This window comes from Ottowia thiooxydans, from assembly GCF_040548795.1.
Classification (GTDB): Bacteria; Pseudomonadota; Gammaproteobacteria; order Burkholderiales; family Burkholderiaceae_C; genus Ottowia; species Ottowia thiooxydans_A.
Genome location: NZ_JBEPSH010000003.1, coordinates 219,219 through 237,139, shown reverse-complemented (window position 1 = coordinate 237,139; position 17,921 = coordinate 219,219). Strand labels below are relative to the sequence as shown.

The 17,921-nt window shown below is 59.7% G+C and carries 13 protein-coding genes; 5 read left to right on the top strand and 8 right to left on the bottom strand.

Features of this window, described 5'->3' with window-relative positions; translation table 11 throughout:
- The first annotated feature begins 65 nt into the window (after window positions 1-65).
- A complete protein-coding gene (gene ppc, locus ABIE13_RS07935; protein ID WP_354442595.1) occupies window positions 66-2,858 on the top strand; it encodes a phosphoenolpyruvate carboxylase in 2,793 nt (930 codons plus the stop codon).
- A gap of 171 nt (window positions 2,859-3,029) precedes the next feature.
- Here the strand turns inward: ppc and ABIE13_RS07930 are convergent, their stop codons facing one another.
- From ABIE13_RS07930 to mutL, 4 genes are all read right to left on the bottom strand, one after another.
- Window positions 3,030-3,878, bottom strand: coding sequence for an acid phosphatase (locus ABIE13_RS07930; RefSeq protein WP_354442594.1), 849 nt, complete (start codon window positions 3,876-3,878; stop codon window positions 3,030-3,032).
- Between the two features lie 918 nt (window positions 3,879-4,796).
- Window positions 4,797-7,106: an FUSC family protein gene (locus ABIE13_RS07925; RefSeq protein WP_354442593.1), complete on the bottom strand. Its 2,310-nt coding sequence runs from the start codon at window positions 7,104-7,106 to the stop codon at window positions 4,797-4,799.
- An 11-nt stretch (window positions 7,107-7,117) separates the two neighbouring features.
- On the bottom strand, window positions 7,118-8,056 hold the full coding sequence (gene miaA, locus ABIE13_RS07920; protein WP_354442592.1) for a tRNA (adenosine(37)-N6)-dimethylallyltransferase MiaA: 939 nt from the start codon (window positions 8,054-8,056) through the stop codon (window positions 7,118-7,120).
- Window positions 8,057-8,140: 84 nt separating this feature from the next.
- Window positions 8,141-10,087: a DNA mismatch repair endonuclease MutL gene (mutL, locus tag ABIE13_RS07915; protein WP_354442591.1), complete on the bottom strand. Its 1,947-nt coding sequence runs from the start codon at window positions 10,085-10,087 to the stop codon at window positions 8,141-8,143.
- Between the two features lie 60 nt (window positions 10,088-10,147).
- On the opposite strand from mutL, the gene ABIE13_RS07910 reads away from it, so the two are divergent.
- Window positions 10,148-10,807, top strand: coding sequence for a DedA family protein (locus ABIE13_RS07910; RefSeq protein WP_354442590.1), 660 nt, complete (start codon window positions 10,148-10,150; stop codon window positions 10,805-10,807).
- 146 nt (window positions 10,808-10,953) lie between these two features.
- On the opposite strand, the gene ABIE13_RS07905 is transcribed toward ABIE13_RS07910, so the two are convergent.
- The 3 genes from ABIE13_RS07905 to tsaE form a co-directional block, all read right to left on the bottom strand.
- Window positions 10,954-11,286, bottom strand: coding sequence for a cupin domain-containing protein (locus ABIE13_RS07905; protein WP_354442589.1), 333 nt, complete (start codon window positions 11,284-11,286; stop codon window positions 10,954-10,956).
- Between the two features lie 312 nt (window positions 11,287-11,598).
- Window positions 11,599-13,050: an N-acetylmuramoyl-L-alanine amidase gene (locus ABIE13_RS07900; RefSeq protein ID WP_354442588.1), complete on the bottom strand. Its 1,452-nt coding sequence runs from the start codon at window positions 13,048-13,050 to the stop codon at window positions 11,599-11,601.
- Window positions 13,047-13,556 (bottom strand): tRNA (adenosine(37)-N6)-threonylcarbamoyltransferase complex ATPase subunit type 1 TsaE, encoded by a 510-nt coding sequence (gene tsaE / locus ABIE13_RS07895; RefSeq protein ID WP_436278394.1) that lies wholly within the window; start codon window positions 13,554-13,556, stop codon window positions 13,047-13,049. Before tsaE ends, ABIE13_RS07900 begins: the two co-directional genes overlap by 4 nt.
- Before the next feature lie 27 nt (window positions 13,557-13,583).
- Between tsaE and queG the strand changes: the two genes are divergently transcribed.
- Window positions 13,584-14,633 carry a tRNA epoxyqueuosine(34) reductase QueG gene (queG, locus tag ABIE13_RS07890; protein ID WP_354442929.1) on the top strand — a complete coding sequence of 350 codons (1,050 nt, stop codon included), beginning with the start codon at window positions 13,584-13,586 and terminating at the stop codon, window positions 14,631-14,633.
- Window positions 14,634-14,806: 173 nt separating this feature from the next.
- Here the strand turns inward: queG and ABIE13_RS07885 are convergent, their stop codons facing one another.
- The gene (locus ABIE13_RS07885) at window positions 14,807-15,712 is read right to left on the bottom strand and encodes an AEC family transporter (RefSeq protein ID WP_354442586.1); all 906 of its coding nucleotides are present in this window, start codon (window positions 15,710-15,712) and stop codon (window positions 14,807-14,809) included.
- Window positions 15,713-15,928: 216 nt separating this feature from the next.
- On the opposite strand from ABIE13_RS07885, the gene ABIE13_RS07880 reads away from it, so the two are divergent.
- Window positions 15,929-16,894 carry a tripartite tricarboxylate transporter substrate binding protein BugE gene (locus ABIE13_RS07880; protein WP_354442585.1) on the top strand — a complete coding sequence of 322 codons (966 nt, stop codon included), beginning with the start codon at window positions 15,929-15,931 and terminating at the stop codon, window positions 16,892-16,894.
- A gap of 78 nt (window positions 16,895-16,972) precedes the next feature.
- Window positions 16,973-17,881, top strand: coding sequence for a site-specific tyrosine recombinase XerD (xerD, locus tag ABIE13_RS07875; RefSeq protein ID WP_354442928.1), 909 nt, complete (start codon window positions 16,973-16,975; stop codon window positions 17,879-17,881).
- Window positions 17,882-17,921: the final 40 nt, after the last annotated feature.

Sequence of the window (17,921 nt, the reverse complement as noted above, 5' to 3'; positions counted from 1 at the left end):
GTTGCAACTGCAGTTGGTGGGGTTTTGCATACCCGCCACGGAGGATCAACAATTGGAGAACTCTCTTGGTAGCACATAAGGAATTGATTGAGGACATCAGGCTTTTGGGGCGCATCCTGGGTGAGGTCATACGCGAGCAGGAGGGGCCTGCAACCTTTGATCTGGTGGAGAAGGTACGGACGCTTTCGGTGGCTTTTCGCAGCACCGAAGACCATTCCGACGATCGCGCGCTGAAACAGCTGCTCAAAGGACTCTCTAACGCGGAGACGGTGCGCGTCATCCGTGCATTCACTTACTTCAGCCATATGGCCAATCTGGCTGAAGACCGGCACCAGATCCGTCGCCGCACAGAAGCAGAGCGTACCGGTGAACCTGTGCAAGGCAGCCTGGAAGTGGCGCTGGAGCGTATCCGCAAGACAGGCGTTGGCGCTGACAAGGTAGTTGAATCGCTTGCGCACAGCTATTTATCACCCGTGCTCACCGCGCATCCGACAGAGGTGCAGCGCAAGAGCATCCTGGATGCAGAGCGTGACATTGCCCAGCTTTTGGCTGCGCGCGACGAAATACGCCAACGCGAGCAACTCTTTGCGGGAGGCAAGGATGCACTTACCCCGCGTGAACTGGCAGACAACGAGGCGCAGATTCTCACGCGCATCACGCAGCTGTGGCAGACGCGCTTGCTGCGCCGAACCAAGCTGCAAGTGGCTGACGAAATCGAAAACGCGCTCTCTTACTTCGAAGCCACCTTCTTGCGCGAGATTCCGCGCGTGTACGCCGATCTTGAGAAAGCTCTGGGCCGCCAGGACATCGCGCCGTTCTTTCGCATGGGGCAGTGGATAGGGGGCGACCGGGACGGCAACCCCAATGTGAGCGCTGAGACGCTGGACTACGCCATGCGTTCCCAAAGCAATATGGCGCTGCGCCACTATCTGACGGAGATACACCTGCTGGGTGCGGATCTGTCATTGTCTGCAACACTGGTGGATGTTTCGCCAGAGATGCAGGCGCTTGCTGAAGCTTCCCCTGACCGGAGCGAGCACCGCCAGGACGAGCCCTATCGTCGCGCCTTGATAGGCGTCTACGCGCGTTTGGCTGCAACCTTGAGTGAGTTGACCGGCGGCGCTGCAGCGCGCCATGCGGTAAGTCCTCAAAACCCGTATCCGAACGCGGAAAGCCTTCTTGCCGATCTTCGAACCATCGAAGCTTCGCTGCGTGAAAAGCATGGATCAGCCTTGGTTGAGTTGAGGCTTCGCCCTCTCATCCGCGCGGTGGAAGTGTTCGGCTTTCATCTGGCGACCCTGGATTTGCGGCAGAGTTCCGACAAGCACGAGGCCGTGCTGGCAGACTTGCTTGAGGTGGCGCGTATTGAACCCGACTACTCTGCGCTGACGGAAGAGGCCAAGCAGGCTTTGCTTTTGCGCCTGTTGGACGATGCGCGCCCATTGCGCGTACCGGATGCCGTCTACCAGCCCTTGACCGTGCGCGAGCTCGCGATCTTCGCTCAGGCCCGCACCGCGCACCGGCTCTATGGTCGTGCCGCGATCCGACACTACATCATCAGCCACACAGAGACGGTGAGCGACTTGCTTGAGGCGTTGCTGTTGCAAAAGGAAGTTGGCTTGATGCGCGGCACCTTGCAACAAGATGCGGTCTGCGATCTGATCGTCGTACCTCTGTTCGAGACCATTGAGGATTTACGCAACGCATCGCCCATCGTCCGCGCTTTCTACGAGCTGCCCGGTGTGCACGCCATGGTGCAGCGCTCAGGTGCTGAACAGGACGTCATGCTGGGCTACAGCGACAGCAACAAGGATGGCGGACTGTTCACCAGCAATTGGGAGCTCTATCGCGCTGGAAGAGACCTGGTGAAGCTGTTCGACGAGTTGAACAAAGGGCAGGGCGGAACCATACGCCTGCGCATGTTCCACGGGCGCGGCGGCACCGTGGGCCGTGGCGGCGGCCCCAGCTACCAGGCCATTCTGGCGCAGCCTCCGGGCACGGTACGCGGACAATTGCGGCTGACCGAGCAGGGCGAAGTGATAGGTTCGAAGTACGCCAACCCGAAAATCGGCCGCCGCAATCTGGAGACCCTGGTGGCCGCGACGCTGGAAGCCACGTTTCTCACACCTGATGAAGCCGCGCCAGACGCCTTTGTGGAAGCTGCCGAAGCGCTCTCACGCGCCAGCATGGCTACCTACCGTGCCATGGTGTATGAAACGCCGGGCTTTGTGGACTATTTCTTCGGAAGCACGCCTATCCGCGAAATTGCCGAACTGAACATTGGTTCACGCCCTGCGTCGCGCAATCCCAACCGCAATATCGAAGATTTGCGTGCCGTGCCCTGGAGCTTCAGCTGGGGCCAATGCCGTCTGGCCATCAACGGCTGGTATGGGTTTGGCAGTGCAGTGACCTCGTTCATAGAGCAGGCCGCCGAGGGCCGGGAGCGCAAGGAACGTGAAGCCTTGCTGCAGCGCATGTATGCGCAATGGCCATTTTTCCGGACGTTGCTATCGAATATGGACATGGTCCTGGCCAAGAGCGACCTGCGGCTGGCCACTCGCTACGCAGAACTGGTGAACGACCGGGCACTGCGCCAGAAGACTTTTTCCATGATAGAGGCCGAATGGCACAAGACCTCCAACGCGCTCGCTCTCATCACAGGGGCGCAAAACCGGGTCCTGGATAACACTGAAATGCAGTTGTCGCTGCGCTATCGGTTCCCCTACATTGACCCGCTCCATCATCTGCAGGTTGAGTTGATGCGCCGCTACCGCGATGGTGACGGCGACGAGCGTCTACTGCGCGGAATACACCTTTCCATTAACGGTGTGGCTGCGGGGTTGCGCAATACTGGCTGACAGGAGCGAGTTCAGTTCCCGCAGCGGCAGGGGGGCCGACCATGGCGGCCGGCTGCTTTATGCCACTCCAGCAACCATTGAAGACTTGCCCTATGCCTGCAGGACCTGGTTGAAAAAGCGAGCGCGGGTGCCCCTTGGCTTGATGGCGGCACCTTTGCGCAGAGCTATCGATCAGGGGGCCAGTTTGACGGAAGTCGCCAGGGCGGCGGCTTCCGCTGCGCATTCCGCTGCGGCGGGCACTTGCCCGGCGGTGCGCGCTTTGGCGATTTCATCTTTCGCTGCGGCCAATTGGGTGCGGAAAAGCTCGTTGTCGTGCAGCCGAGCCACCGTCGCCGCTCCCATCAGCCGGCCTGCTTCGATATCGCTCTTCCAGTGCACGCCGCAGACCCCGCGGCTTTGAATATAGGACCGCCCACGCTGCAGAAGGGCATCCGTGCGCTCAGGCGCCAATTCGGTCAGCACCAGGGCCCACGCCCATCCCAGAGCTGAGTGGCCGGAGGGGTAGGAGCCATCCTTTCGCAGCGAAGCTTCCTCACTGGGCGTGCAACTCTGCTCATTGAACGCCACGAAGGGTCGGGTGCGGTTGTAGTGATCCTTGGCTTTATAGGTGGACAGCCCCGCATCGGTCAGAGTGCGGCGCAGCAGCATGTTCAAGTTGGGTGTTTGCTGCTCACTGATGCTCACACCAAGGGCGCAGGCGAAATGCGTGGTGACGGCTGGCGGGCGGAGACTGGCGTCCTTGGCGGCTTGAGCGCCCCGCGGGCCTTTTTGTAATGCGGTGAGTGCACGGTAAGCCTCGCTGTCTGCCGCTAGTAAAGCCGACCCTTCTGCAGGAGGGGGCGGTAACAACGCCAGGCTGTCGGGCAGTTCGCTGCGCTTGAGATATCCGTTGACGAGCCCTGGACGAACTTCTCCGACTTCTGCTGCAGTGACCGGCGCCTGGACTGACTTAGGCCCCGTGGTGCATGCTGCTGACAGTAGAGCAAGAACGCCTAGCGTCAAAACGGTTCTTGAGGACATGGAAATGGTCTCCTGATTTTTGTGATTGACGATTTGATCGTCCGCGCCGAGCTTGCATCGTATGCGGGCGTTCATACGAATGCTAACGCGTTCCAGCGCAAATCTTGCCACCAATGGACTATAGAAGCAGAGCTCCGCTGTGCTCCGAGGGGTCAACCTCTGCTCGGTGGGGTGGTGATACGCGTGGGGTCTTTGTCGTCAGTCATGACCGGCATCGCGCATAGGCTACCTTGGTCGCTGCTGCCGACAAATGTTGGACCCAACCGTGGTCAATTGAAGGGACCCGCCTGACCACTCCAGCCAGGAGAGCGAGACCATATCGTCGATGACCGCCTCTTCGATCTCCCCAGCCCGCCGGCGATTCAACAACTGGACAACATGGGGCAGTTCGATGCGAAGGGCATCTTCCAGGAGGAGTGACGAAAGCACATGAGCCATGACGGCCTTTCATTTCTTTGGGTCGAGAGGCGAGGAAGCCTCCTCAAACATCATGTGCGCAAATTGTGAATCTACCTAGGCCTAAATCCACCGAAAGCCTCTAATGGCCTTATTTCGATCAAGAAATGGGAACTTATCTGCTCGAATCAGGCAGATGACTCCGGCTTTCCGTGGCAATCGGTGTTGTTTCCGGTAAACGACCTCACGGGTTAGAACCTGTGACACTTCCGCGTCAACCCGCTTTGGGCGCTAGGGCGTGTTAACACTAAATTCACCCCCGCGCCGGATTTTCCCGGCTCATAGTGCAAGACGCGCCGCGCAGCCAAGGTGCGATCCTTGGTAAGAGGCGCAACGCAGCAATATGGGCCGGGAAAACCGGCCCGAAGGGTGAGACACTGGCAAACCGCACTCTGCGTTGCAAACCTCGCCGGGTGTCCAACCCGACTGCGGTTTGCGCCTTGATTGCGGCTCGCCAGTGCCTCACGCGGGGGTGAATTTAGTGTTAACACGCCCTAACTGCTCCAGGGCCTGGTCGGCGTCTGCGCGCATCTGCTGGGCCAACTCGTGGGCCAATTCAAGGCGGCGTATCAGCCAGGGGCTGATGTCATTTTCAAATGGGTCGGGCAGCGCTTCGATCGAGGTTGGCACATTGGCCGTAAAGCTCACGCGGGACGGTCCCTTGTTGCCGGGCTCTCCTGTGAGGGTGTGTTCGATGTGGGTAGCCGCATGCATGAGCGGAACCTCGATTTCGTCAAGGCGCAATTGATCTCGCCTCAGCAACAGCATGGACTTGGCGGCGCTCAATTGAGCCAGCAACTGATAGCCATGGGCTTGCATATGCTCCAGTAAAGCGATTGGAGGCCGCACCGCGCGAGGTTCAGCCAGCGAGCGCTCCGTGGCCAGGACGAGCGCAGACAGGCTGTCATAGGCTTCGCGCCGCGCCAGGCGCCAGGCCAACTCTGGCTGGGTGTCAATTTCGTGCAGGGCAGACGCCGCCAACGCCATGCGCACATGCTGAGCCTGTGCCGTGAGATTGCGGCGAATCAAGGCAGCCAGTTGGCCGCGTTCCCAAGAGGGTAATACGTAGCAAAACGCCCAGGACAGTGCCGCCCCCAACAGCGTATCTCCCACTCGCTCGAAGAAGGCGAACGTGGGGCTGGTTCCCGCAAACAGCAGGTGGGCCTGCACCAGACCCAGCACTGACGCGGCCACTGCTGTAATCAAATAACGCCGCAGGGCAAACCCATGCGCGACCCCTTGGGCCACGGTGACCGTGAGCAGCAGCACAAACGACGGTGGGTGCAGCACCAGCAGCCCCACGGCGAGCAAACTGCCCAGCACGGTTCCTGCCACACGGGCATCCCTTCGCTCCAAAGTCTGCGCCAGGCTGCCGCGAAGCACCACGACGATGGTGAGCAGTACCCAGTAGTCATGTGACCCCCAAGGCAGCAAGGTGGCGATGGTGTAGCCTGTGCCCACAGCCAAGGCAGCGCGAATGGCATGGCGCAACGCAGGAGCCCTCCATGCCCAGAGGGACAGGAATGGTCGCCAGGACCAATCCGTAGGGCTGACGAAAAGCCGCCAGTTGTTGCGTACCAGCGTCAAATCGGGCGAGCGCGTACCACGCGCCAGCGCCCCCAACTCTTGCACACCATTGTTGAGGTGGGTCAGGCGGTAGGCAAGCGCGCGCACCAAGCCGGCTCGACCAGAATTGGAGTCCGTGGCGCCGGCTTTGGGCGGGCCTTGTTCGGCTGAGTCAACTAATTCGGCTCGGTCAGCAGTAGCAAGGTGTGCGCCTAGCCTGAGCGCGGCCAACCTGCTGGCGTGATCCACGGGAGGCGAGGGGAGGCGGCCCGTAAATAGTGCATCTGCCAAGTGAGTCAGATCTTTCGCCATTTGCTCGATGATGTCCCGCACCTCGTTCAGGACGGCGTGATGACCCGCATCTTCTCGCACCTGGTCAAGATCCAGCTCGCTGGCCACGAGATGGTCTCGCATTTCAAGCATGGCCAGCAACATGCCCGCGCGACGTTGCCTGCGAGGTGTACGGGGTGACTCGAGCACGATGTCTCGCGTGTTTTGCAATTGATCGGCCAGAGCGGCTTGCTGGCGCAGCAGTTCGCTCAGTTCTCCACCTTCAGCCGACACAGCGGAGTCGGGATCAAGCGGGGTAAACCGATTGGCCTGTGCGCGCATCAGCGCGGCCATGGTCAAGAGCAGGTCTGCTGTGAGTAGCGTGCGGTACCTCGCGTTGCACAGCGTGTTGGAAGCTACGGAGTACAGCACATACAGCACAGCGCCGAGTGCAAAAAAGCCGGTGCGTTGCAAGGCTTCTGCCAAGCTGGACGCCGCGGGGGTGGACATGCTGAACACGACAGAGAACATCACCGCAATGGCCACCGGAGCACCGCGCTTGCCCCACGCCATACCGAGAAAACTGAGAAAAGTGGCTGCCACCAGGAGCAAGCCAAGCTCCAACGGGTGGGGCCGCAGCAGTTGCACGGCAAAGAACAGCGGCAGGCCGATCAGTGGTGCCATGGCCATGTGAGAGGTTTTCCCTCGCAGCGGCGACGCCATGTCTGGAGGAATGGTGGCTATGACGCCGACGACCGCCGCAGCTGCCGCAGCTTGTCCGAACAGGGCATGTACCAATGTCGACACGAGGAACAGACCCAGTGCACCCATGGCGCCATTAAGCACGTAGTAGCTGAGCAGCACCCGCAGTGCCGCGCGGCCACGGCTTGGCCACTCTGCGGGGTTGACCTGGCGCAAGGGGGTGGCGATATTCATAGGCGTTTCACCTAGAGAAATCCAAGTAACTTGCTTGCCAGACCATGGGCGCTTTCCTCACCTGTGGTGCTGATGACGTTGCGGGCAGGCATGCCGCGCAGCCATGTGATCTGCCGCTTGGCCAGTTGGCGAGTGGCCGCGATGCCGCGCTCGCGCATAGTGGCAATGGGCTCGTTGTTGTCCAGCGCTTCCCAGGCCTGACGATAACCCACGCATCGCATGGCAGGCAGATCTGGGGAGAGGTCGCCGCGTGCACGCAGGGCGGCCACTTCATCCATGAAGCCAGCGGCCAGCATGGCATCAAAACGCTGTTCAATGCGAGCATGCAGCCATTTTCGGTCTGTGGGCTCAAGGGAGAAAAGCGGAAATTCCAGTCCTGATTCCACCAGGCCTTCTTTGCGCTGCGATGCATGAAAACTGGAAATCGGCCGGCCCGTGATGCGCCAAACTTCGAGCGCCCGTTGTATGCGCTGGGTGTCTCCTGCGGGCAAGCGTTCGGCCGTGATCGGATCCACGCGCGCGAGCTCAGCGTGCATGGCCAACCAGCCATGGGTGAGTGCCTCAGCCTCCAGTTCCGCGCGCGTCTGTGCATTGGCTGGGGGCAGCTCGTCCAAGCCGTCACGGAGCGCCTTGAAGTACAGCATGGTGCCGCCTACAAGCAGCGGTAGCTTGCCGCGTTTTTGTATCTCTGAGATGAGCCGCCGTGCGTCGCGCACGAATTCTGCGGCGTTATAGGCCTCCATCGGGTCCCTGATGTCGATCAGGTGATGTGCGACCTCGGCACGCTCGGCAGGCGTTGGTTTGGCCGTGCCGATGTCCATGCTCTTGTAGACAAGCGCCGAATCCACGCTGATGATTTCAACGGGAAGATGTTTTGCCAGCTCCATTGAGAGCGCACTCTTGCCACTGGCGGTAGGGCCCGCGATGGCGATGATCTCAAGTCTTTTCATGTTTCCACGTCTCTGCAGTGATCACGTGCGAAGCAACGCGCGCGCATCCGACACGGAGGTGACGGTAAGGATTGAGTTCAAGGCTCAACGCCCGCGCATGAACAAGCCATCCAGCTCGCGCATCGTGAGTTGGCGCCAGGTAGGGCGGCCGTGGTTGCACTGGTCTGAGCGATCGGTCGCTTCCATCTGCCGAAGCAAGGCATTCATTTCTTCATGGGTCAGGCGTCTGTTGGCGCGTACCGCTCCGTGGCAGGCCATGGTGGCCAGCAGTTCATGCTGGGCACGCTCGACCACGGTGCTGGCGTCGTGCTGAGCCAGCTCGGCAAGTACACTGCGCGCCAATTCCACCGCATCGCCACTGGCCAGGGACGTGGGGACCGCGCGCACGGCCAGGGTCTTGGGCGAAAACGGTGAAATTTCCAGTCCCAGCCTTTCGAGTACGGTGGTACAGGCCTCGGCCGTGGCCACCTCATGGGGGGTGGCAGCGAAGGTGGCAGGAATGAGTAGCGGCTGGCTGGAGATTCGGGCGCCGTCCAGTTGGTGCTTCAAACGCTCATAGACAATGCGCTCATGCGCTGCGTGCATGTCCACAACAATCAAGCCTGCGTGGTTCTCGGCCAGGATATAGACCCCATGCAATTGGGCGATGGCTCGGCCCAGGGGCCAGTCGTGTGCTTCGCCGTTCGCGTCCGGGGTCGAGAGGGGTGCTGTCTGAGCAGTGGGTAAGCTTTCAAGCGAGGAGTCGCTCCCGCTTTCTCTTGCGGCAGCGGTTGCGCTTGCGGGCGCAGGTGCCCACAGCGCCTTCAGTTCTTCGACAGCATGTTGGCCAGACGTCCGCAAGTCCATGGAAGCTTGGCGCGCAAAGCTGGGCTGCAATGGCCTGAAGTAGCTGGAGCTCGGTGGCTCAGTTGGCGCGGCATTCCAGGCGGTTGTGGCAGAGCCCGACCCCAGTGGCAACGTTGCGGCAAGCGTGCCATCTGCCCCTGCAGGGGCGGTTTGGCCTGCGCGGGGCGCGGCCAGGGCATTTTCCACGGCGTGACGAACTGCCTGGTGCACCTCGCGGCTATCCCTGAATCGCACCTCGATTTTCGTAGGATGGACATTGACATCCACTCGTGCAGGCTCCACGCTGACATAGAGCGCATACACAGGTTGGCGTTGCCCGTGGAGTACATCTTCGTAGGCGCTGCGTGCGGCGTGGGTAATGACTTTGTCCCGCACGAATCGGCCATTGACATAGGCAAACTGCTGGTCGGGCCTTGAGCGCGAAATGTCGGGCACTCCGGCGCGGCCGGTAACCCGCACGGCGCCGTACTGGTGATCCACGGCCACGGATCCGGCCAGAAAATCCTCTCCCAGGACATCGCCCAGGCGCTGTGCAAGTCCATCAGGGCCCGGGTGGCTGCGCCATTGTTCTATGAGCTTGCCATCGTGCCAGATGGTAAAGGCCACGTCTGGCCGCGCCAGTGCATGGCGGCGCACCGATTCAATGCAGTGAGCCAGCTCCGTGGCGTCGGTTTTGAGAAACTTGCGCCGGGCCGGGACACTAAAGAACAGTTCCTTGACTTCTACTGTCGTGCCAATGCCGCGTGCACCGGGCCTTAACTCGCCCGTACGGCCGTCAAGGAAATACGCGTTGGGCTGAGCACCTGAACGAGAGAGCAGTGTGGTTTCGGCAATGGAGTTGATGGCGGCCAGCGCTTCCCCGCGAAAACCCATGGTGCCCACTGACTCCAATTCAAGCAGGTTAGCTATTTTGCTGGTGGCATGGCGTTTGAGGGCAATGGGCAATTCCTCGGGAGGAATGCCCGCGCCATCGTCTTCGATCGAAATCAAGCGCACGCCGCCGGCAGCCAGGCGCACACTGATATGCGAGGCGCCAGCGTCCAGCGCGTTGTCTACCAATTCACGCACCACAGAAGCAGGCCGTTCGACCACTTCGCCAGCGGCGATCTGGCTGATCAGTTCGTCGGGTAATTCCCGGATGGAGCGGCGTGGGCGATCGCCTAAGGTCGAGTCAGATGTGTGCACTGTGGGATTTTACGAGCCTGTTCTTAATATATGCACGCATGGCAGGGATAATGTGCCCCCATGGATATTTTGATGCACCTCGTCGATTTCATTCTGCATGTCGACAAACACCTCGCCGCCTTTGTGACCCATTACGGTCCATGGGTCTACGCACTGCTTTTCATCATCGTTTTTGTCGAAACCGGCGTGGTGGTCATGCCATTCCTGCCCGGTGATTCCTTGCTGTTCGTCGTCGGTGCCTTGGCAGGCGTGGGGTTGCTCAGCCTGCCAGTCGCGTGCGGGGTGTTGCTGTTGGCCGCGATTTTGGGCGACCAGTGCAATTACATGATTGGGCGGTATTTCGGTCCCAAGGTTTTCCAGTGGGAAAACTCACGCTTTTTCAATCGCAAGGCATTTGACAAAGCTCATGCCTTCTATGAACGCTACGGCGGTGTGACTGTCATTTTGGCCCGCTTCATGCCGTTCGTGCGCACGTTTGTGCCGTTTGTTGCGGGCGTGGCAGAAATGAACAGGGCCAAGTTCACGTTTTTCAACGTAGTTGGAGCGCTGATCTGGGTCGTGGGCTTGTGCGTGGCCGGCTACTTGTTCGGCAACCTGCCATGGGTGCAGGCCAACCTGAGCAAGATCATTTGGGGCCTCATCATTGTGCCCGGGCTTATCGCTGTCTACGGTGGCTGGAAAGCGGGGCGCGCTGAAAAGAAGGCTGCTGCGTCTCTTTGAGGATGCCGCCTTAAGCGCAATGCTGTTCAGTTAAAGTTAAACCCAGTCCGTTCGCGCTGAGCCTGTCGAAGCGTCGCACCCGGCTTCGACAAGCTCAGCCCGAACGGGTATTTGCGTGCTTAAGTGAACAGCATGGCCCTAAGCGCTTATATGGGCGACAGGCAGATTGTCAGCAACAAGGACGCGTCCTCGCGGGCCGTGAGCGAATGCAGCTCACGCCCGTCCAGGTGCAGGAAATCTCCGGCCTGCATGATACGCAGGTCCGCGCCCGCACGAAACTCGATAATGCCTTCCAGGCATTGGACTGTAATTTCGCCGGTGACCTGATGCTCGGGCATGCTTTTGCCCGCAAGCAGAACAAGGCGCATGACCTCGAGTTGCCTTGCTTTGAGCAGGGCATAAGAGGGAGTTGTTCGCATGGCCGAGCCCAGGGGCAAAACGCTGCCGATCTGACCTGATTGGAGATGGGGTTGAGCCACGGTGTTCACTCCTGTGTTCTTGGGACGCCCCTAATCTAACGGGGCCTGCCTGAGAGTGCAATCGGGATAATTTCCTGGGCTGCTTGCGAGTGGGGTGACTCACGCCTAGCAATCTTTCGGACGAATGTCGCCTTGAGCGCGAACGCAAAGAAAAAGCGGAAACCCGTTGCTGAAGGGATTTCCGCTAAACCTTTGGAGACTCAACTCGACTATAAAACTAACGATTGCACCGCGGTGTAGGACATTGCTGACAGGGGTTGTCCTGCGTAGTCTGGCACCCTACGCAAAGCTGGGAGAGCAGGGCGCTCGCCCTTACACTGAACGTGTGCGTGCCAATGGCGGATTGGCGGCAAAGTACTTCTGAATGCCCACGATCAGCGCATTGGCCAAATCGTTTTGGTAGGCATCAGTGCGCAGCTTGGCCTCTTCTTCCGGGTTGCTGATGAACGCGGTCTCTACCAGTACGCTGGGGATGTCGGGCGCTTTCAGAACCGCAAATCCGGCTCGCTCAACCTGACGCTTGTGCAGTCGGCCTACGCCACCAATTTCGCTCAACATGGCACTGCCCAGCATCACGCTGTGGTTGATCTGTGCCGTGGTGCTCATGTCGAGAAGGGCACGTTGAACGTGGGCGTCCTTGGAGTTGACGTTGATGCCTCCAATCTGATCGGCCTCGTTTTCTTTGTTGGCTAGCCACCGCGCCGCAGTACTCGAGGCCGCACCCTGACTCAGCGCATAAATGCTCGCCCCGCGCGCATTTGGGTTGATAAAGGCGTCTGCGTGGATACTGATGAATAGATCGGCTCCCACCCGGCGTGCCTTTTGAACACGGGTTTGCAGAGGAACAAAAAAATCTGCGTCACGTGTCATGAAGGCGCGCATGGGGTTTCCGCCCACGGTGCTGTTGTTGATTCGGTCACGCAATTTCAACGCAACGCGGAGCACGATATCTTTCTCACGTGTGCCATTGGGGCCAATGGCGCCAGGGTCTTCGCCACCATGACCAGGGTCAAGAGCCACGATGATGAGGCGATCGGTGCTTGAGGACTTGGTCACTCGAGGAGGCGAGGAAGGTGCAGGCGCAGGCGCAGGCGCAGCAGCGACGCTTTCGTCTCGGCTGGGCGGTACCGGCATACGGGCGGGCGGACCGTCCGGCCGGCGCGTGATCACCGTGGCGCGTTCTATCTGCTTGGCGATCAGATCGCCCAGCATGTCGGTGTTGGAGCCAGGTGGCGCTATGGGGGGCGGCGCGGCTGCAACACCTATGGACGGAGCGGTGGGAGCCGGAGCGTTGGATGGTGTTCCCAACTGCTTCATGTGCTCTGCGATCAAAGCATCCAGGGGGTCTGGAGGGTTTTCCGGATAGAGATCAAACACCAGGCGGTGTCGATAGGCCGCGACGGGGGCCAGCGTGAAAACCTGCGGGCTCGTGGCTTGTTTGAGGTCTACCACCAGGCGCACGACGCGAGGAGCGTTCTGGCCTACCCGGATGCCCGCAATATTGGGGTCATCCGCTCGAACCTTGGCAACCAATTCACGCAGTGATGGGTCCAGATCGAGGCCTTCGATGTCCACCGCCAGGCGAGGAGGTGAGCCAATCATTTTGTGCGTCGCCTTGAGGGCTGTGTCTGATTCAATGGTGACGCGAGAATAGTCTTCGGCAGGCCAGACTCTCACCGCCACAATGCCCGCACCGCGCGCGATCTGGTGAGAGCCGATCAGCAGGACAAGCGCGCCCGAGTGCAACAATTCCCGGCGTTTCATGAGCGCAAGCCCTCCATCAGTTGGATGCCCAAGGGCGTTGATGCACGGAGCCCGACACGGCGCACCTCTCCTGGCATCACATCAATAATGAGTGCCAGATCTGGCGGCGGCAGCAGGTCCGCAGCTTTTTCGGGCCATTCTGCAAGCTTCAGGCCATTGGAGGCGAACAGATCACGGAAGCCGGCGTCTTCCCATTCCTGTGGGTCGTTGAAGCGATAGAAGTCAAAGTGCCAGATGGAAAGGCCATCAGGTGTTTCATGAGGTTCTACAACGGCGTAGGTCGGGCTCTTGACGCGACCTGACACGCCCAAGGCGCGCAGAAGGTGGCGGACGAAGGTGGTCTTGCCTGCACCCAGATCTCCGTGCAGCTCCAAATAGGCGTTGCGCAAGCCCGGCAGGGTTGCCAAGCGGTTTGCGAAGGTGCTGGTGTCGCTCTCGCTGCTCCAATAAATTTCTGAGGGCGGCATGTTTCCTACAATTGACGGGTGACTTTGCGAGGCATTCAGATCGATCCTCTTATTCTGGTGACGCGTATTCGCGCGTGGGCCAACGAACTGGGGTTTTCCCAAATTGGAGTGGCAGGCGTTGACCTGGCCAGTGCCGAAGCGGGCCTGCAAGCCTGGCTTGATAACGGATTTCACGGCCAGATGGATTACATGGCCGCGCATGGCCTCAAGCGCGCCAGACCTGCGGAACTGGTGCCCGGCACGGTGAGTGTGATCACGGCGCGCATGGATTATCTCCCGCGCAACACGCCCGAGAATTGGCAGGAAATCGAGTGGGCACGCCAGAGCAGGCCGGCAGAGGGCGTCATTTCGGTATATGCCCGGGGCCGGGACTACCATAAGGTTTTGAGATCGCGGCTGCAAAAACTGCAGGAGCGTATTGCCGAGGCCATTGGACCTTTCGGGCACCGCGTATTCACAGATTCCGCCCCCGTCCTGGAAGCCGAGCTTGCGTCGCGCAGCGGCCAGGGCTGGCGCGGAAAACACACGTTGATCCTCTCGCGCGAAGCGGGGTCCATGTTCTTTCTGGGCGAGATCTACGTCGATCTCGCTCTCGCGCCTACTGAGCCAGTCACGTCGCACTGCGGCAGTTGCCAGGCCTGCATGGACGTTTGCCCCACTCAGGCCATCGTAGGGCCGAAGCGCCTGGACGCGCGAAGGTGCATCTCGTACCTGACCATTGAGCACCCCGGCTCGATAGACGAAGAACTCAGGCCTCTGATCGGAAACCGCATCTACGGCTGTGATGACTGTCAGAGCATTTGCCCTTGGAATAAATTTGCCGGCCGTAGCGAACTGCCGGACTTTGACGCCCGAGATGGCTTGACGGGCGCGGGTTTGGTGCAGTTGTTTGCCTGGAGCGAAGCCGAATTCTTGCGGCGCACTGAAGGCGGGCCTATCAGGCGCATTGGGCACGTGCGATGGCTGCGCAATGTAGCTGTCGCGATGGGCAATGCACTGAGCCAGTTGTCCCCATCCGATCCGCTGCGTGATCAACTGCGATCTGCGTTGTCTGCGCGCGCCACGCACCCCGAACCCCTCGTGCGAGAGCACGTGGAATGGGCACTTGGGCGATAAGGAAACGGCGGATTCAGGCATTTTGGGGGCCGGCGTCGGTGCGGTGTCGCCAAACGCTGCTATTTTTATAGCGAAAGCGCCTTGAAGTCAACCACCAAAGGCTAAAAAATTCGTGACAAGATAAAGACTTGGGCCATTTATCTCATGCGAATTGGAGGCCGAGACCGGAAGATTCAGCCCAGTAACCCCAATGCCAACCACAGGCTGGCCACACCCAGCACGGTAGAAAGAGTGACCAAGCCTGCAACAAAGGCGCCGTCGTAGCCCATTCGGGCGGCCAGCACATAAGCACTTGAGGCCGTAGGCAGGGCGGAGAATGCGAGCAAAATCAGCGTTTCCGAGGTGCCAAGGCCGAACGCGCGCGCCAGGCCCCAGGCCATCAATGGCGTTACCAGATGCCGGATCGTCAAGACACTCACAGTGAGAACCTTGCCCTGCGCCAGACTCGTGAACTGCAGACCGGCGCCAGCCACCATCAAGCCCAGTGCAATGGATGCAGCGCCGATGCGGCTGAGAGACGGCGCCAGCCAGTCAGGAATTGAAAATCCGAGCAGATTGGCAGTCAGGCCCGAGGCGGTCGCAATGATCAACGGGTTACGGGCAAGTTCCCCCAGGAAACCGCGACCGGCATGCCGAGCCATTGGCCAGACGGCGGCAATATTGCAAAGTGGGACACACACACCGATCAGCACCGCAATAAGCTGGACCCCGGGCGCACCGGCCAGCCGCTCTGCCAAGGCCAGGCCGATGAATGAATTAAAGCGAAATGCGACCTGAGAGGAGGCCGCATGAGCCCGGGGGTCGATATAGCGGCGCAATAAGGGCAGCCGCGGAAGCAGTGCAGCCAACAGAACGCCGCCCAGAACAAGGCACAGACCAGCACCTATCAGGCCCGATGCGGCGCGCAGATCCAGTGGTGTGCGCAATATAGACTGGAACAGCAGTACCGGAAACAGAAAAAAATAAACCAGTGATTCGACTGACTGCCACACGGGTCTGTTCAACGCCGTATACCGGCAAAGAAGGTAGCCGATGGCGATCAGTGAGAAGTCAGGAAAAAGCAGTTGGACGTAGTTCACGTCCGGGAGAATAACTCCCCGCCCTGGTTCTTTTGGATCGCCAGGCCCGGATAGAGGCTCGCTGCCCATGGAAATTCGGTAAAAAGCAGCGTGAACCTGCTTTTACCGTCGGGTTCTTAGGGAAATCCTGCACGTTTCACAGGCTAAAAGCAGGGGGTGCCGGGGTTAGGATCAGTCACACTGATTTTTTGACCATTCAACTCAGGAGATTGCCTAATGCATCGTCGCACCCTGATCGCGTTTGCCGCGGCCACCCTTGCAACTGGTTCTGTGTTTGCACAGGCCTATCCCACCAAGCCTGTCCGCTTGATCGTGCCCTTCGCACCCGGCGGCACGACAGACATCATTGCGCGCGTTATCGCTGAACCACTGGGAAGAGCGCTGGGTCAATCGGTGGTGGTTGATAACAAGGCCGGAGCAGGCGGCGGCATTGGCGCCCTGGAAGCATCTCGCGCTGCGCCAGATGGCTACACCTTGAGCGTTGCCACGGTTTCCACGACCGCCGCCAACCCAGCCATCAACAAGAAGATCGGCTACGACCCGGTCACTGACTTCGCGCCCATCATCAACATCGCGGCGACGCCGAACATCATTGCCGTCAACCCCAAATTTGCAGCGCATGATTACAAGAGTTTCGTGGCGCTCCTCAAGAAAGAGCCAGGAAAGCATTCTTATGCATCTTCCGGCGCGGGGGGCATCGGGCACCTTCAAACAGAGCTTTTCAAAAGCCTGACAAACGTGTTCGTCACGCATATTCCGTACCGGGGCGCGGGCCCGGCATTGAATGACGTGGTCGGAGGCCAGGTGCCCATCATGTTTGACAATTTGCCTTCGGCATTGCCCTTCATCCAGCAGAAGCGTTTGATTCCTATCGTGGTGGCCGCGCCTTCGCGCCTTCCCAGTCTGCCGGACACGCCAACGTTCAAGGAAGTGGGGCTGGAGCCTGTCAACCGCATGGCCTATTACGGGATCCTTGCACCCAAGGGTACCCCGAAAGAAATCATCGACAAGGTCCACGCAGGGGTTAAAAAGGCCCTGGAGGAGCCAGCGGTGAAAAAGCGCATCGAGGAAACGGGCTCGCTCATCGTTGGCAATACGCCTGAACAGTTTGCCGATCAGATCAAAGCCGAGTACGAGATCTACAAGGGAGTGGTTGCCAAGCAAAAACTGGCCTTGCAGTAAGCTTCGGACCCGTGAACACGCGTTCACAGCGTGTTCACGGTTTACTCGGAAATTGCTGCTGCCTTGTCATCGCCTTCCATTCCATCGCCCGCACCCGATGCGTCTATCGACGGCTTCATAGACGCCCTCTGGCTGGAGGACGGGCTCTCTCCCAATACATTGGCTGCTTACAGGCGCGATCTGACCTTGTTCGGTAAATGGTTGGGTGAAACCCACCAATTGCGGTTGCCAGACACGCAAGAGCACCATCTGCAGGCCTACTTTGCTGTGCGCGCCCGCGGCAAGGCCACTTCATCCAATCGTCGGCTCACTGTTTTCAAACGCTATTTCCGTTGGTTGCTGCGTGAACGGGCCATTTCAATTGACCCTACGCTGAAACTTCTCACGGCCAAACAGCCGTTGCGCGTTCCCAAAACCATGAGCGAAGCGCAGGTGGAAGCGCTGCTGAACGCGCCAGATTCCGATACGCCTTTAGGACTGCGCGACCGAGCCATGCTGGAGCTGATTTATGCCAGTGGCCTGCGTGTGAGCGAGCTGGTGACTCTCAAGACATTCCATGTAGGTCTGAACGAGGGTGTACTGCGCGTGCTTGGAAAGGGGAGCAAGGAGCGGTTGGTCCCCTTCGGAGAAATGGCAGGGGAGTGGTTGCAGAGGTATCTGGCTGGAGGCAGGCCAGAGTTACTTGGCGCACGCCAGACCGATGCGCTATTTGTGACCAGCTCGGGCCCCACCCCAGGCACCGCCATGTCGCGTGTCATGTTCTGGGGGCTGGTCAAGCGCTATGCTTTGCAGGCAGGCATTGCGGCGCCGCCTTCGCCTCATACCTTGCGCCATGCTTTTGCCACGCACCTGCTCAATCATGGCGCGGATTTGCGTGCAGTACAGATGCTGCTGGGCCATGCGGATATTTCAACCACAACCATCTATACGCACGTGGCGCGGGAACGCCTTAAAGTTCTGCACGCGCAGCATCATCCACGAGGCTAACTTTGAAGTTTCTTGCGTCCCCGGTTTTGATGAAGAGAAT